Annotated in this window: 16 protein-coding genes and 1 pseudogene; 8 read left to right on the top strand and 9 right to left on the bottom strand. The window is 64.1% G+C overall.

All coding sequences use genetic code 11. The features are described from left to right. Positions 1 to 140: 140 nt before the first annotated feature. The 5 genes and pseudogenes from DZG07_RS03800 to hemC form a co-directional block, all read right to left on the bottom strand. The gene (locus DZG07_RS03800) at positions 141 to 1811 is read right to left on the bottom strand and encodes a heme biosynthesis protein HemY (RefSeq protein ID WP_119814409.1); all 1671 of its coding nucleotides are present in this window, start codon (positions 1809 to 1811) and stop codon (positions 141 to 143) included. Between the two features lie 16 nt (positions 1812 to 1827). Beyond that, positions 1828 to 3270: a phage tail protein gene (locus tag DZG07_RS03795; RefSeq protein ID WP_119814406.1), complete on the bottom strand. Its 1443-nt coding sequence runs from the start codon at positions 3268 to 3270 to the stop codon at positions 1828 to 1830. A 110-nt stretch (positions 3271 to 3380) separates the two neighbouring features. Then, complete coding sequence (locus DZG07_RS24390) at positions 3381 to 3554, bottom strand: hypothetical protein (RefSeq protein ID WP_348626410.1); 174 nt, start codon at positions 3552 to 3554, stop codon at positions 3381 to 3383. Between the two features lie 113 nt (positions 3555 to 3667). Continuing rightward, a pseudogene (locus DZG07_RS24385) lies at positions 3668 to 4012 on the bottom strand (uroporphyrinogen-III synthase); the annotation flags it as partial. Positions 4013 to 4102: 90 nt separating this feature from the next. After that, positions 4103 to 5032 carry a hydroxymethylbilane synthase gene (gene hemC, locus DZG07_RS03785; RefSeq protein ID WP_119814403.1) on the bottom strand — a complete coding sequence of 310 codons (930 nt, stop codon included), beginning with the start codon at positions 5030 to 5032 and terminating at the stop codon, positions 4103 to 4105. A 99-nt stretch (positions 5033 to 5131) separates the two neighbouring features. Here hemC and tsaD point away from each other — a divergent pair, with 99 nt between their 5' ends. From tsaD to DZG07_RS03760, 5 genes are read left to right on the top strand one after another with little or no spacing between them, the layout of a single operon-like run. Next, positions 5132 to 6217 carry a tRNA (adenosine(37)-N6)-threonylcarbamoyltransferase complex transferase subunit TsaD gene (gene tsaD / locus DZG07_RS03780; RefSeq protein ID WP_197716901.1) on the top strand — a complete coding sequence of 362 codons (1086 nt, stop codon included), beginning with the start codon at positions 5132 to 5134 and terminating at the stop codon, positions 6215 to 6217. Further along, positions 6214 to 7197 (top strand): NAD(P)H-dependent glycerol-3-phosphate dehydrogenase, encoded by a 984-nt coding sequence (locus DZG07_RS03775; RefSeq protein WP_119814398.1) that lies wholly within the window; start codon positions 6214 to 6216, stop codon positions 7195 to 7197. Before tsaD ends, DZG07_RS03775 begins: the two co-directional genes overlap by 4 nt. A gap of 17 nt (positions 7198 to 7214) precedes the next feature. Beyond that, positions 7215 to 7511 (top strand): YciI-like protein, encoded by a 297-nt coding sequence (locus tag DZG07_RS03770; protein WP_091908823.1) that lies wholly within the window; start codon positions 7215 to 7217, stop codon positions 7509 to 7511. A 40-nt stretch (positions 7512 to 7551) separates the two neighbouring features. Beyond that, the gene (locus DZG07_RS03765) at positions 7552 to 7977 is read left to right on the top strand and encodes an EVE domain-containing protein (protein WP_119814395.1); all 426 of its coding nucleotides are present in this window, start codon (positions 7552 to 7554) and stop codon (positions 7975 to 7977) included. Then, positions 7932 to 8621 (top strand): methyltransferase, encoded by a 690-nt coding sequence (locus DZG07_RS03760; RefSeq protein ID WP_119814393.1) that lies wholly within the window; start codon positions 7932 to 7934, stop codon positions 8619 to 8621. Before DZG07_RS03765 ends, DZG07_RS03760 begins: the two co-directional genes overlap by 46 nt. 33 nt (positions 8622 to 8654) lie before the next feature. Here DZG07_RS03760 and gcvA read toward each other — a convergent pair whose 3' ends face one another. Next, positions 8655 to 9602, bottom strand: coding sequence for a transcriptional regulator GcvA (gcvA, locus tag DZG07_RS03755; protein WP_091908814.1), 948 nt, complete (start codon positions 9600 to 9602; stop codon positions 8655 to 8657). Positions 9603 to 9722: 120 nt separating this feature from the next. On the opposite strand from gcvA, the gene DZG07_RS03750 reads away from it, so the two are divergent. After that, entirely contained in the window at positions 9723 to 9962 is a 240-nt protein-coding gene (locus DZG07_RS03750) for a DUF1127 domain-containing protein (RefSeq protein ID WP_119814391.1), read from the top strand. On the opposite strand, the gene DZG07_RS03745 is transcribed toward DZG07_RS03750, so the two are convergent. Next, entirely contained in the window at positions 9959 to 10552 is a 594-nt protein-coding gene (locus tag DZG07_RS03745; protein ID WP_119821371.1) for a L,D-transpeptidase, read from the bottom strand. The genes DZG07_RS03750 and DZG07_RS03745 overlap by 4 nt on opposite strands. 86 nt (positions 10553 to 10638) lie before the next feature. Here DZG07_RS03745 and DZG07_RS03740 point away from each other — a divergent pair, with 86 nt between their 5' ends. Beyond that, a complete protein-coding gene (locus tag DZG07_RS03740; protein ID WP_119814389.1) occupies positions 10639 to 11322 on the top strand; it encodes a response regulator transcription factor in 684 nt (227 codons plus the stop codon). A 64-nt stretch (positions 11323 to 11386) separates the two neighbouring features. Next, the gene (locus DZG07_RS03735; RefSeq protein ID WP_091908805.1) at positions 11387 to 11842 is read left to right on the top strand and encodes a cyclic nucleotide-binding domain-containing protein; all 456 of its coding nucleotides are present in this window, start codon (positions 11387 to 11389) and stop codon (positions 11840 to 11842) included. Positions 11843 to 11868: 26 nt separating this feature from the next. Here the strand turns inward: DZG07_RS03735 and DZG07_RS03730 are convergent, their stop codons facing one another. Both DZG07_RS03730 and DZG07_RS03725 read right to left on the bottom strand, forming a co-directional pair. Next, positions 11869 to 12675 (bottom strand): exodeoxyribonuclease III, encoded by an 807-nt coding sequence (locus DZG07_RS03730; protein WP_119814387.1) that lies wholly within the window; start codon positions 12673 to 12675, stop codon positions 11869 to 11871. A gap of 130 nt (positions 12676 to 12805) precedes the next feature. Then, the gene (locus DZG07_RS03725; RefSeq protein ID WP_244537726.1) at positions 12806 to 13393 is read right to left on the bottom strand and encodes an outer membrane lipoprotein carrier protein LolA; all 588 of its coding nucleotides are present in this window, start codon (positions 13391 to 13393) and stop codon (positions 12806 to 12808) included. Positions 13394 to 13550 lie beyond the last annotated feature (157 nt).

The following is a 13550-nucleotide window of genomic DNA, read 5'->3' as shown; positions in this document are numbered from 1 at the left end:
GAAAGCTATCCTTCCTCCGCCGCGAATGTCCACTCACGGCAGGGACAACTTTCCGTAAAACTTGTTGGCACAGCCGTTTTGGGCGGAGCCGCTCGATATGTACCGCGATTCAAGCCGTAATGGCGTGAACCGCGTCACACTCAGAATAAACGGAAACGGCGCTGGGTTTGTTCCGCGGTCTCGTCCGGCTCGACACCGGGATCGTCCGGCAAGCGCGGCAGTTGCTCTTCGTCTGGCTCCGGCACGACGTCGACGTCAGGCGCAATTATGGCAGCGGAAGGCACCTTGTCCAAATCAGCTGCGGCGCTCTTCTCGTCATGCACCACAGCCGGTTTGGCCTTTTTCTCAGCTTTCGGCTTTGTATCCACCGGAGCACTGCTCGCGGAGACATCCGCGCGTTCCACCGGCTCCGGCACTACATCGACGACATCTTCGTCTTCCACCAGGTCAGAGACCGGCATTTCGGGGGCGGCGATCGACGGCCGCGCCGAAGACGGCTCATCCTGCTCGATCATCTGGCCAAGCCGTTCCATCGGCACGCGCCATTCGAAAGCGTCTAGCCTGCCGGTGACCGGCGAGGCCGGCGCCCAATGCTCCGAGACAAAACCGTCCGCCACCCAGGCAGGATCGCGCGGCGCGCGCACCGCTTTCGACAGAAGCTGACGCACCTTGCCCTGGTCGCCTGTCTCGGCTTCCTCGATATCGGCAAGCACCAGATAAGCGCCCTCGCGCGGCTGCATGCGGATCGCAGCTTCCGCTTCCTCGCGCGCCAGCCTGTATTCGCCGGCATCGAGGGCCGCACGCGCCACGGCGAGCGATGATTCAGGATGGTTCTGCTTCAGCGATTGCAGTTTCTTCGCCCGCGTCAGCCGGTCGAGCACCGCATCGCCCGGACGGGCATGAACGTAAAGCTCGGCGATTTCCGGATGCGGCTCAGCCTTCCAGGCGGTTTCCAGCATCTTCGAACCCTTGCGGATGTCGTCCTGCCGGAACAGCACCTTGGCTGCAACGAGCGCTGCCGGCGCGAAATCGGGCCGCAGGCGGTTGGCCTCGATTGCCGCAGCCTTTGCACCGGCTAGGTCCGTGTCGAGGATCGACATCGCCTTGGCCGTCAGAAGAACGGAGCGACGGCGATTGGCATCCGCCGGCTCGACCCGCCGCGTCGACTTCTGCGCATCGACAAGCTTCAGGGCATCGTCCCAGTCGCCGCGCTCGACCTTCTCCTCGATGGTCGAATCCGCCGCCCAGGTGAGCTGCGGCGCGATGTCGGCAGCCCGTCCGGCATAGTGCCGCGCCACCGCCTTGTCGCCGAGGCGCTCGGCCTCGAGATAGAGCCCGCGCAGGCCGAGCAACCGCATCTCGGGATCGTCGAGCATCGCCTCGAACTTGCCGCGCGCTGCCTCATGATCGCCCTCGAGCAGCGAGGTCTGCGCGTCCAGCAGATGGATCAACGGCTCCTGGTCGGAGCGGATCAGCTTGGCTGCCTGCTTGTTCATCTTGCGCGCCAGCGCGCCGTCGCCGGCACCCGCCGCGATCATGCCGGTCGACAGCGCCTGGTAACCGCGATCCCGGCGGCGCACGCGAAAATAGCGTGCGATCGTATAGGGGCTGTTCCAGATCGACTTGGTCAGCCACCACAGGATCATCACCGCCGCGACGATCGCCGTCACCGCGACAGCCGCCACCATCAGGCTCACGCCATACTGGTAGCCGTTGAAGGTGACGATCATGTCGCCGGGGCGGTCGGCGAGCCAGGCAAAGCCCAGGCCCAGCGCGAAAACGACAACGAGGAAAAAGAGGATACGGATCATCGGTCTGTTCCTGTCCTCACGCCTTCATCGCGCCGGCAACCGCCTGATCGACCAGTTTCTGTGCTTCCACCCGCGCCCTCAGCTTTTCGGCAAACGCGCTGCCAGCCGCCTTGGCGGCTTCCGGCAAAGTGTCATACTCGGCAAGCGCCTTGTCCAGTTCGCCGGACTTCAGCGCGAATTCCATGCGCGCCACCGTTTCCGGAACGCCCGTGCCTTCGACCGGGCCGACCGGCCGCACCGAAACCAGGGCTTCCGCGCTGCTCATCAAACGGCTGACGAAACTCGCCTGCTCGTCGACCGGCTTGGCGACGGCGAGCATCGCCTTCACGGCAGCCTCGGTCTCACCGGTGATTTCGGCAGTCGACGGCACGCCCTTTTCGGCAAACGGACGCAGGCCTGCGACTTCCGGCGCATCGGGCGAGATCGCGGCGAACGTCTCGAGCTCGGCCTGGAACGGCGCGCCACGATCAAGCGCCGCCTTCAACGCGGTCGCCGCGATCGCCAGCGCCACCTTCGGCTGTCCCGCCTGCGCCTCGACCTTGCCGGAAAGGTCCGTCACCTTCTGCTCCACCGCAGAGAGCCGGCCATCGCTTGCCGTCACCGCCTCGCTGGCGGTCCTGGCCAGCGTCTCGACGCCGCTCACGCGCTCGCCTATGGCCGTCAGGTCGCTTGCCGCCGCCTGTCCACTTCCCTGCTCGCGCAGCGAAGCGATCGACGTCTCAAGTTCCTTGATCCGGCCATCGAGCGCCTGAACGGCGCTATCGTCCCCGCCGGTCGCGGGTGCGGCCTGCTGCAGATTGGCAAGATCGGTCTTGGCCTGATTGACCGATTGGGTCAGCGCATCGACGCGGCCGGTTAGTTCGACATCCGGCCCGCCGGCATTGTCCTTCAGCGAGGCGATCTCCTGGCGAACCTGCGTTATCTCGGATTGCAGCGAGCCCACCGCAGAACCATCGGAGCCGGGCGAGGGCAGCAGCCCGGCATATTGCAGCGCGCCGGCACCCGCCAGCGCGATCAACCCGCCGACGATGCCGGCGGCCAGCGGCGGAAACCCGCTGCGGCGCTGCTCAGGCTGGGTGTAGACCGGTTTTTCCGGCTGCGCAGGCCGCGAAGTCTCTTCCTTCACGTCGCTCTTGCCGGCCTCGTCCGACTTCGGCTCCTGCGCCGAAAAATCATAATCGAAGCCCTCGCGCGCCGGCTTGGCCTCGGCCTGATCCTGCTCGGGTCCCAATGCGGAACTGGCCGGGGCCTCGGCAGTCGTGTCGACCATGGTGAAATTCTGCCCGCCGGATTGAGTTGCTTCCGCTTTCGGCGTTTCGGCCTGTGCTGCGCTGGTCTCCTGAGCTGCGGCTGCCTGCGCTTCCGCCTCCTTGATGCGCGAAACGGCGCCCGGCTCCAGCTCGATCGTCACCGGTTCCCGATGCGTCTTCGAATGCCGGGTCTTCGGCGTCTTGACCATGTGAGAACTCCGCAATGAATGTCGTTTTCAATAATCCCGCAACGCAGGAACCAGCAAAAAGATCAGTACCACACCAGCATGACGTGAAAAGGGGCCGGGTGATGGCGCGTTCAGCGGTCGGCCTTCAGCAGCGACAACAATGCATCCTCTGTCGGCTCGGCCGCTATCGAAATCCGGTCCTTTTCCGCCGCGTTCAGGGAAGCTGCAACACGGTCGGACAGACAAAAATAGCGCGCTGTCGCGAAAAGGGAATGCATCCCGGGTTGCCCGGCGAGGCTGGACAACGCTTCCGCGGCCTTGGCCGAATAGAGCAGAACCGCGTCGATTTGACCCCCGCCAGCAACGAGGCGACGGCTTCCTCCGGATAGTCGATCCTGCGTGTGTCGTAGGTCTCCGTCACAAAAATGCGCAATCCCGATTCGGCGACGCTGCGTTCGAAATGGTCGAGCCGGACTCGCCCGGTCAAATACAGGATTCTGGAACCCGCCGGCAGTTCGGCCACGATCTTGTCCGCAAGGCCCACCGCGTCGCCGGAACCTTCAATGACACTGGCAAAACCGGCTTCCCGCGCGGCCTTCGCCGTTTTCCTGCCAACCGCGAACAAGCGCCGGCCTGCCAGAGATGCAATCAGATCGTCTGAAGCATGGCGTATCGCGTTGGCGCTGGTGACGACAACTGCATCCATGTCGTGCGGGATCGCAGACACATCGACCGGCAGCGCCAGCGTTTCCGATAGCGGCATAATAACAGGCGAAAACCCCACTTCTTCAAGCCGGCGTGCGGTGGCCGACGCGCCGGGTTCCGGCCGTGTCACCAGCACGCGGGGCCGCATTCAGCTCCAGCCCTCGAAAAAGCGCGTTCCGGCGCGTGCACGAACGTCTTCGCCCGCCGCGCGGCCGATTTGCGCCGCATCGGTCGCCTTGCCCTCGCCCCGCACCTCATGCGCCTCGGTTCCATCCGGCGAAAGGATGACGCCGCTGAACGACAGATGATCGCCCTCGATCACGGCATGACCGGCAATCGGCGTGCGGCACGAGCCGTCAAGCGCGGCGAGATAGGCCCGCTCGCAGGCCAGCGCATGACCCGTCGGCGCATCGTGAATGGCGGCGAGCAGATCGCGCACCTCGCTATCGCTGGAGCGGTGCTCGATGCCGATCGCACCTTGGCCGGGAGCCGGCGGAAATTTTTCGAGCGGCATCAGATCGGTGATGACGCTTTCCAGCCCGAGACGACGCAGCCCGGCATTGGCGAGGATGGTGCCGGCTGCAATGCCTTCTTCCAGCTTGCGCAGCCGCGTCTGCACATTGCCGCGAAACATCACCACCTTCAGGTCGGGCCGCATGCGCCGGATCAGCGCCTGCCGCCGCAGCGATGACGAGCCGACGGTCGCGCCGTGCGGCAACTCTGCAATCGACGGCGCCAGCTTGCCGATGAAGGCGTCGCGCGGGTCTTCGCGCGGCAGGAAGGTGGAGACCTCGAGCCCTTCCGGCAGCACGGTCGCCATGTCTTTCGAGGAATGCACGGCGATGTCGATGCGCCCGTCATACAGCGCATCCTCGAGTTCCTTGGTGAAAAGCCCCTTGCCGCCCACTTCCGAAAGCGGCCGGTCCTGGATGCGGTCGCCGCTGGTCGAAAGCGGCACGATCTCGAAGGCGTCTTCGGGAAGGCTGTGCGCCGCAACCAGCCGCGCGCGCGTTTCCACGGCTTGCGCCAGCGCCAGCGGACTGCCGCGAGTTCCGATTTTCAACGCTCTAGTTTGCATGACGCTCGGTCCGTGATACCCACCCGGCGAATGGGGTTTTCGCCCCGCATCTCCTATCGGGGAAATCACGGTCGGGCAATGCAACGAAATGACGCCATGATCCGCGTGCTCGGCATCGAAACGAGCTGCGATGAGACAGCGGCCAGCGTGGTCGGCCTGCGCGAGGGTGCTGCACCTGAGATCCTGTCGAATGTCGTGCTGAGCCAGATCGAGGAGCACGCAGCCTTCGGCGGCGTCGTACCGGAGATCGCCGCGCGCGCCCATGTCGAGGCGCTGGACGGCATCATCGAGGCAGCCCTTGCCGATTCGGATGTGACGCTTTCCGAGATCGACGCCATCGCCGCCACCGCCGGACCCGGCCTCGTCGGCGGGCTAATCGTCGGCCTGATGACGGCCAAGGCGATCGCTGCCGCCACCGGCAAGCCGCTGATCGCGGTCAACCATCTCGAAGGCCATGCGCTGACGGCGCGGCTCACCGACGGGCTGGCCTTTCCCTACCTGCTGCTGCTCGTTTCCGGCGGTCATACGCAGATCGTGCTGGTGCGAGGCGTCGGTGACTACCAGCGTTGGGCGACCACAATAGACGACGCACTCGGCGAAGCCTTCGACAAGACGGCCAAGATGCTCGGCCTGCCCTATCCCGGCGGCCCGAATGTCGAGAAGGCAGCAGCGAGCGGCAACGCAAAACGCTTTGCTTTCCCCCGCCCGATGAAGGGTGAGGCCCGCCCGGATTTCTCCTTCTCCGGCCTCAAGACCGCCGTGCGGCAGGCGGCAACGGCCATCGCCCCGCTCAGCGAGCAGGATGTCGCTGATATCTGCGCCTCGTTCCAGTTGGCCGTGTCGGACGCGCTCGGCGACCGCGTCGACCGCAGCCTCGCCCGCTTCCGCGAGGAATATCCCGATGTGAAGACGCCGGCGCTGGTCGTTGCCGGTGGCGTCGCGGCCAATCGCCAGATTCGCTCGACGCTTGAGACATTATGCGCCGGTCACGGCTTCAGCTTCATCGCGCCGCCGCATGTGCTGTGCACCGACAATGCCGCGATGATCGCCTGGGCCGGCATCGAGCGCATCCGCGCCGGGCTGGTCGAGCCCGACGCGATGGATTTCGTGCCGCGCTCGCGCTGGCCGCTCGACAGCATTTCCGCGCCCATGATCGGCTCGGGCCGGCGGGGAGCCAAGGCATGAGCAACTATCGCATCACCGTGCTGGGCGGCGGCGCCTGGGGCACGGCCCTTGCGCTGACCATGGCCCGCGCGGGCAATGCAGTGCGGCTGTGGGCGCGTGACGAAGCCATGGTGACGGCGATCGGCCAGGGCGAGAATCCGCGCTATCTCCCCGGCATCCGCCTCGACCCGGCACTTGAAGCAACCACCGACCTCAATGCGGCACTGGAGGGCGTGGACTGCGTGCTCGTCGTCACCCCGGCGCAGGTGTTGCGCGCGGTGCTCGGCGAGGTGAAGGGAAAAATTCCGGCACATGTGCCGCTGGTTCTCTGCGCCAAGGGCATCGAAAGCACCACCGGCACGCTTCTGTCGCAGATCGCTGGCGAAATCCTGCCGCAAAACCCCGTCGCGGCTCTGTCCGGCCCTAGCTTCGCCTCGGATGTGGCGAGAAGCTTGCCGACGGCCGTCGTGGTGGGCGCGCAGGACGAGGCGCGCGCCGCAGCGCTCGCATTGCGCTTTTCCACCGCCGGCTTCCGCTGCTATTCGACCGGCGATCTTGTCGGCGTCGAAATCGGCGGCGCGCTGAAGAATGTCTTTGCCATCGCAGCAGGCGCCGTCACCGGCGCCGGCCTTGGCGCCAGCGCGCAAGCCGCGATGGTCACGCGCGGCTTCGTCGAACTGCGCCGCATCGGCGCTGCCTTCGGCGCCGAGCCTGAAACGCTGATGGGCCTTTCTGGCCTCGGCGACCTGCTGCTGACATGTTCGTCGGCGCAGTCACGCAATTTCACCTACGGGCTGGCGCTGGGACGCGGCGAACCGCTCGCAGGCCGCCCGCTGGCCGAAGGCGTCGCCACCGCCGGCATTGCCGCCCGCATCGCCAAAGAGCGCGGCGTCGACGCGCCGATCATCACCGCCGTCGCCGGCATCCTTGCCGGCGCCATCACCATCCAGGAAGCGGTCTCGGCGCTGATGTCGCGCCCGCTTCGCCACGAAGCCGAATAGAAACAGGAGCTGAAAACATGCTGTTTGCGTTCATCTGCAAGGACAAGCCGGGTCATCTGCAACTGCGCCTCGACACGCGCCCGGAACACGTCACCTTCCTCAACGGCCTCAACGACGCCGGCACGCTGAAATTCGCCGGCCCGTTTCTCGACGATGACGGCAAGCCCTGCGGCAGCCTCGTCGTCGTCGAAGCTGCCGACAAGGCAGCGGCAACGGAGATTTCGGGCAACGACCCCTTCGCCAAGGCGGGCCTGTTCGAAAGCGTCGAGGTGCAACCCTGGAACTGGGTCTTCAACAACCCGGCGAGCGCCTGAACCACAAGAGGCGGCCGAAGGCACGACAGGGAGCAAAAAGATGAACTACTGGCTGTTCAAATCCGAGCCGTTCAAATTCTCCTTCGACATGCTGAAGGCGAAGGGCAAGGAAGGCACGCAGTGGGACGGCGTGCGCAATTATCTGGCGCGCAACAACATGCGCGCCATGCAGATCGGCGATCTCGGCTTCTTCTACCACTCCAATGAGGGGCTGGAAGTTGTCGGCATCGCCGAGGTCTGCGCGCTTGCCCATCACGATACCACGACCGAAGACCCGCGCTGGGAATGCGTCGATATCCGCGCCGTGCGCGACGTGCCCAAGCCGGTGACGCTGGTCGACGTGAAGGCCAATCCGAAGCTCGCCAAAATGGCGCTCGTCACCTCCATGCGCCTGTCGGTGCAGCCGGTGACATCGGACGAATGGCGCGAAGTCTGCCGCATGGGCGGCCTCGACCCCGCACCGTGACGCCAGCGGAGGCCGAAAGCTTCATCCGCGCCAACACGGCGCTGATGACCCCGCCGCATGTGCCGGAGGTTCTGCTTCATCTCGCCGACGAGGCGCATGACCTCTGGAAGAAGACGGAAGAAGAGCTTGCCGAGATCGGCCTGCCGCCGCCCTTCTGGGCCTTTGCCTGGGCCGGCGGGCAGGGGCTGGCGCGTTACATTCTCGACCACCCCGAGACGGTGTGCGGCAAGCGCGTGCTCGATTTCGCCTCCGGCTCCGGTCTCGTCGCAATCGCGGCCATGAAAGCCGGCGCTGGCGAAGTGACTGCCGCCGACATAGACCCTTTCTGCGAAGCGGCGATCGCGCTCAACACGCAGGCCAATGGTGTTTCCGCCGTGTTTTCCGGCGCCGATCTCGTGGGTGCAGATGAAGGCTGGGACGTCATCCTCGCCGGCGACGTCTTCTACGAAAAGCCCTTCGCCGACCGGCTGATCCCATGGTTTTCCGAACTCAGCCGGCGCGGCACCGAAATCCTCATCGGCGATCCCGGCCGTGCCTATCTGCCGAAGGAGCGGATGCAGGCGCTGGCCGTCTATCAGGTGCCGGTCACCCGCGCTCTGGAGGACGCCGAGGTCAAGCGCACGACGGTCTGGCGCTACGCTTGACGGCGTTTGCGCGCACTGGAAGAGCGGGCGCGATCATAGGCTGGTGGGGCGTGCAGCCTCCGGCATGCGTGGCGTGTCGGCTGCCTGCTCCAGAACCCATTCGCGAAAAGTCCTGATCAGCGGGTCGTCCGCCGCTTCGAGGGGCGTGACGATATAGTAGGCAAACTGCGGCGGACCGTCGATCGACAGCGCGAAGGGTTTTACCAGCCGGCCAGCGGCGAGATCGTCGGCTACCATCCAGGCATCGCCGAGCGCAATGCCGTGACCGTCGATTGCCGCCTGTATCGCCGGCCCGGTCTCGGCGAAATGCAGGCCAGGGCTGTCATCGAAATCCCCGATGCCGGCAGCCAGCATCCACATGCGCCAGTCTGGCCAGGTTACGCCGAGACCGCTCCACGAAACGTGGATCAGCCGGCATTTCAGCAGGTCGCGCGGCTCCGTCAGAGGCCCCTTGGCTTCAAGCAGGGCCGGGCTGCAGACCGGGATAATCGAGTGCTCGAACATCCGATCGGCCCGCGCGCCGGGATACTGGCCGCGCCCCCAGCGAAAGGCGACGTCGATGTCGTCGCGGGTGAAATCGCGCAGGCTGGTCGAAACGTCGAGCCTTATGTCGACATCGGGCCATTGCTGCATGAACTTTTCCAGGCGCGGCACCAGCCATTTGGCGGCGATCGACGTCGATGCGCTGACCCGCAGCCGCATGTTGGACCGTATCTTCTGCACGCGCACCGCCGCGCGCGTCAGGCCAGTGAGCGCTTCGGTGACGGCTGCGTGGAGGATCTCGCCGGCCTGCGTCAGCTCCATCATCCGGCTTGTGCGCAGGAACAGGCTGATTCCCAGCTGTTCTTCGAATTCCTTGATCTGGTGGCTGACCGCAGCCGGCGTCAGGCCCAGCTCGGCAGCAGCCCGGCTGAAATTGAGATGCCGGCCGGCCGCCTCCAGCGTCTTCAGCGCGCGAATTCCCGGGAGATGGCCAGACATGATCGATCTTCAAACTGAATTATCAGATACGGTGAAAACTACTCGTTTTTCGCAGCAGCTTCAATCCAATACTATGAACATCAGACAAGCGTTTAAAATCCTTCTTGAAAGAAGACGATCATGGCCTACTACACAGACGATTTGGGCTTCACCGCTTCGGCACGGCCGGCTCCTTTGCTGAGCCTTCGCATCCGCGCGACACTTCGCAACTGGTTGACAAGGTTCAAGGCAGCCGACGAGCTGAAGACGCTCCCGGAGCGCTATTTGCACGATATCGGCGTCGACAGGCACGACATTGCTGCCGCAGTCGATCGCGCGATGAGCAAGCTGCCGGTCGACGAGTTCCGTTCGCGCGGCTAGCGCACCACCTTCAGCACGGTCCGATCCGACAGAAGCGGCAGCAGCCGCGCCATCACCTTGGCCGTCACCGCCACGCAGCCTTGCGTCGGCGTGAAACCGGGCCGCGCCAGATGGAAAAATATGGCGCTGCCGCGCCCGCGCAGGCGCGGCGAAATATTCCAGTCGAGCACCAGGCAGGCATCGTAGAGCCTGTCGTCGCGCAGCATATGCTCGTGGCTCGCCGCGTAAGGCAGCCTGACGGGCCGATTGTAGTTGCGGTCCTGCGGCACCTCGCACCAGCCAAGTGCTGAATCGATCGGCGTCATCTTCAGCCGTGTATGCCGCCCGAAAAAATGATCCTGCCGGAAATAACCTGAAAGAATGCGCATCGCCGCCAGCGGCGTGCCGCCATCGCCCTCGCGCTTGTTGGCGGTTATGCCGCCGCGCCCCAGCGCACAGGAAAACACCGTGCCGCCGGCATTCAGCAACCCTTGCGAAGGGTGCCCGGGGCGTGCGCGAACCACCAAGGTTTTGATCCCATGTCGGTTTTTTGCACCTGCCCCATTGCGCTCACGTTTTTTGGAGTATGATTGCATACGGAAGCAAATCACCGTGACTGGCCTGTTCTGAAGATCAGGTTCCGCATAAACGATCACTGGTCAACAGAATTATACATTTCAAAACAACGGATTGATCCATGACCTCCCGCACCATCCTGATTGTCGACGATGACGAAGACCTGCGCACGACCCTTGTCGAGCAACTTTCGCTCTACGAGGAATTCGACGTGTTGCAGGAAGCCACTGCCGCCAAGGGCGTATCGGTTGCACGCGGCGGCCTGATCGATCTCCTGATCATGGATGTCGGCCTGCCGGACATGGACGGCCGCGAAGCCGTCAAGCTGCTGCGCAAGGGCGGCTACAAGGCGCCGATCATCATGCTGACCGGGCATGACACCGATTCCGACACCATCCTCGGGCTGGAAGCCGGCGCCAACGACTATGTGACGAAGCCGTTCCGCTTCGCCGTCCTGCTCGCCCGCATCCGCGCGCAGCTGCGCCAGCATGAGCAAAGTGAGGACGCAACCTTTTCGATTGGTCCCTATACGTTCAAACCCAGCCAGAAACTGCTTCTCGACCAGCGCGGCGCCAAGGTGCGCCTGACCGAAAAGGAGGCGTCCATCATCAAATATCTCTATCGTGCAGACCAGAAAGTCGTTACCCGCGACGTCCTCCTGGAGGAGGTCTGGGGCTATAATTCGGGTGTCACCACGCACACGCTGGAAACCCATGTCTATCGCCTGCGCCAGAAGATAGAGCGCGATCCTTCCAATGCTGAAATTCTTGTGACAGAAAGCGGCGGATACAAGCTGGTTCCCTGACCGGTTTGCGGTCGGGGGGCCGCACGAACGGGAGGACTGACCAGGCCAGGAATTCGGGGACGCAATGGCGCTGGATGATGACATCCGCATTCTGTCCGGCGTGGGGCTTTTCGAGGGCTTCAGCCAGGAACAGCTGCGCCTGCTCGCCTTCGGGGCAGAACCGATGCGGCTGCCGGCGGAGCGCAAGCTGTTTCTGGAGGAGGACGAGGCCGATTCGGCCTATATCGTCGTCAAGGGCAGCATCGTCCTGTTTCGCGAAGACGACCCCAAGCGCACGCCGATCGCGGTCGTCAAGCCGGGCTCCATACTTGGCGAGCTGGCGCTGATCGCCGACACCAGGCGCCTGACCAGTGCAGCCGCCGCCACCGATTCGGAAGTGCTGCGGCTGAATCGGAAAATGTTCCACCGCATCCTCGGGGAATATCCCGACCTCGCCATAGCACTTCACCAGCGCATCGTCGAAGAGCTTCAGGCGCTCATCCGCCGCATCGAGGAAGTCGCGCCCCGGCTGCTACCGTAGGGCGAAAACGCGAGAGCGGGTTATCTCTAGTCGAGATCGAAACGCGCAATCACCGGCACATGGTCCGACGGCCTGTCCCAGCCGCGCGCAGCGCGCAGGATTTCGTAGCCGCCGAAGCTCGGAACCAGATTGGACGAAGACCAGACATGGTCGAGACGCCGGCCGCGGTCGGAGGTTTCCCAATCCTGGGCGCGGTAGCTCCACCAGGTGTAGATCTTCTGCTCGTCGGGCACGTTTAGCCGCATCAGGTCGACCCAGTCGCCGGCCTTGCGCATCGCCTCGAAATTCTCCGTCTCGATCGGCGTGTGGCTGACCACTTTCAGCAGCTGCTTGTGCGACCAGACATCGTGCTCCAGCGGCGCTATGTTGAGATCGCCGACCAGCACCGACCCCGAATTGTCGTCATGGTCGGCGCGGATGGCATTCATCTCGGCGACGAAATCGAGCTTGTGGCGGAATTTCGGGTTGATCTCCGGGTCCGGCTCGTCGCCGCCAGCCGGAACGTAGAAATTGTGCACGAGAAGCTGCTTGCCGCCGGCATTCACCCGCACCGAAAGATGCCGGCAATCGCCCTTCTGGCAGAACTCGCGCTTCTCGACGATTTCGAGCGGCCGCCGCGCCACCGTCGCGACGCCGTGATAGCCCTTCTGGCCGCTGATCGCGATATGCTCGTAGCCGAGCTTGCGGAAGGCCGCAGACGGAAACTGGTCGTCCGGGCATTTCGTCTCCTGCAGGCACAGCACGTCGGGTGCGTTTTCAAGGAGGAGGCGCTCCACCAGCGGCATGCGCAGCCGCACGGAATTGATGTTCCAGGTGGCAATCGAGAAAGGCATTGGGGAAATCCGGCACTTGCGAAAAAGAAGGCCGGAAAGTGGCAGCGCAAGGCATCAATTACAAGGTCGAGCGCAGCCTCGACCCCGGCTGCGAACCCTGTCCACAGTTAAAGCGCAGGCAGCGCCTGGCCTAACGGTTGTTTTTCTTCTTGTTGACGTCGAGATTGCGCTTGTAGTCGATCTTGAACAGGTCCTGATCGAACTTCACGCCCTGCTTGACGTTGAAGATCATCACCGTCGTGTCCTTGCCCTGCGCGTCCTTGATCGTCCATTGGCGCAGCTCGTAGGATTTCGGATCGAACATCATGGTGATGGTCGAGTTGCCGAACACCGATTTGTCGGCAAGCTGGATCGTGGTGAGGTCGTCCTCTTCCTTGACGCTCCGGACCTTGTTGCCGGAGAGATCGATGCGCTCATCGAGCAAAAGCTTCAGCGGCGTCTTCGACAGCGGGTAGAGATCGACCGTGTTCATCTTCCTGTTGTCGAGCACGACCGACTGGCCGTCCGAGACCACCTGGAAGCGCGACGCGCCGTCATAGTCGAAGCGGATCTTGCCCGGACGCTCGATGAAGAACTTGCCGCCGGTCTGCTCGCCGCGCGGGCCGAACTGCACGAACTCGCCGGTCATGGTGCGAACGCTGGCGAAATGATCGGCGATCTTCTGCGCGGCATCCGTCGGGGCGGCCTGCGCCGCCGCGATCATGTCGAAACCCGGCATCGCCTGCAGCCCAACCACGCCGAAAGCCGCAACCGCCAGCCCAAGGAAGCCGCGGCGGGCCATCTGCAGTCGCGGGGTCAGGGTCGAAGCGTTTTTGTTCATGCGGGTCATCACTCTCGAATGCGTCAAATGAGCTTTGATCTATAGGCTTCTACTT

Origin of the sequence: Mesorhizobium sp. DCY119, assembly GCF_003590645.1 — a bacterium.
Taxonomy (GTDB): Bacteria; Pseudomonadota; Alphaproteobacteria; order Rhizobiales; family Rhizobiaceae; genus Mesorhizobium_M.
This window is presented reverse-complemented; position numbering and strand designations above follow the sequence as displayed.

Excerpts from the sequence above, each read along its gene's own strand:
- DZG07_RS03800 (WP_119814409.1), bottom strand. The coding sequence starts at position 1,811 with ATGATCCGTATCCTCTTTTTCCTCGTTGTCGTTTTCGCGCTGGGCCTG.
- DZG07_RS03795 (WP_119814406.1), bottom strand. The coding sequence starts at position 3,270 with ATGGTCAAGACGCCGAAGACCCGGCATTCGAAGACGCATCGGGAACCG.
- hemC (WP_119814403.1), bottom strand. The coding sequence starts at position 5,032 with ATGCAAACTAGAGCGTTGAAAATCGGAACTCGCGGCAGTCCGCTGGCG.
- DZG07_RS03775 (WP_119814398.1), top strand. The coding sequence starts at position 6,214 with ATGAGCAACTATCGCATCACCGTGCTGGGCGGCGGCGCCTGGGGCACG.
- DZG07_RS03770 (WP_091908823.1), top strand. The coding sequence starts at position 7,215 with ATGCTGTTTGCGTTCATCTGCAAGGACAAGCCGGGTCATCTGCAACTG.
- DZG07_RS03765 (WP_119814395.1), top strand. The coding sequence starts at position 7,552 with ATGAACTACTGGCTGTTCAAATCCGAGCCGTTCAAATTCTCCTTCGAC.
- DZG07_RS03760 (WP_119814393.1), top strand. The coding sequence starts at position 7,932 with ATGGCGCGAAGTCTGCCGCATGGGCGGCCTCGACCCCGCACCGTGACG.
- gcvA (WP_091908814.1), bottom strand. The coding sequence starts at position 9,602 with ATGTCTGGCCATCTCCCGGGAATTCGCGCGCTGAAGACGCTGGAGGCG.
- DZG07_RS03750 (WP_119814391.1), top strand. The coding sequence starts at position 9,723 with ATGGCCTACTACACAGACGATTTGGGCTTCACCGCTTCGGCACGGCCG.
- DZG07_RS03740 (WP_119814389.1), top strand. The coding sequence starts at position 10,639 with ATGACCTCCCGCACCATCCTGATTGTCGACGATGACGAAGACCTGCGC.
- DZG07_RS03735 (WP_091908805.1), top strand. The coding sequence starts at position 11,387 with ATGGCGCTGGATGATGACATCCGCATTCTGTCCGGCGTGGGGCTTTTC.
- DZG07_RS03730 (WP_119814387.1), bottom strand. The coding sequence starts at position 12,675 with ATGCCTTTCTCGATTGCCACCTGGAACATCAATTCCGTGCGGCTGCGC.
- DZG07_RS03725 (WP_244537726.1), bottom strand. The coding sequence starts at position 13,393 with ATGCCGGGTTTCGACATGATCGCGGCGGCGCAGGCCGCCCCGACGGAT.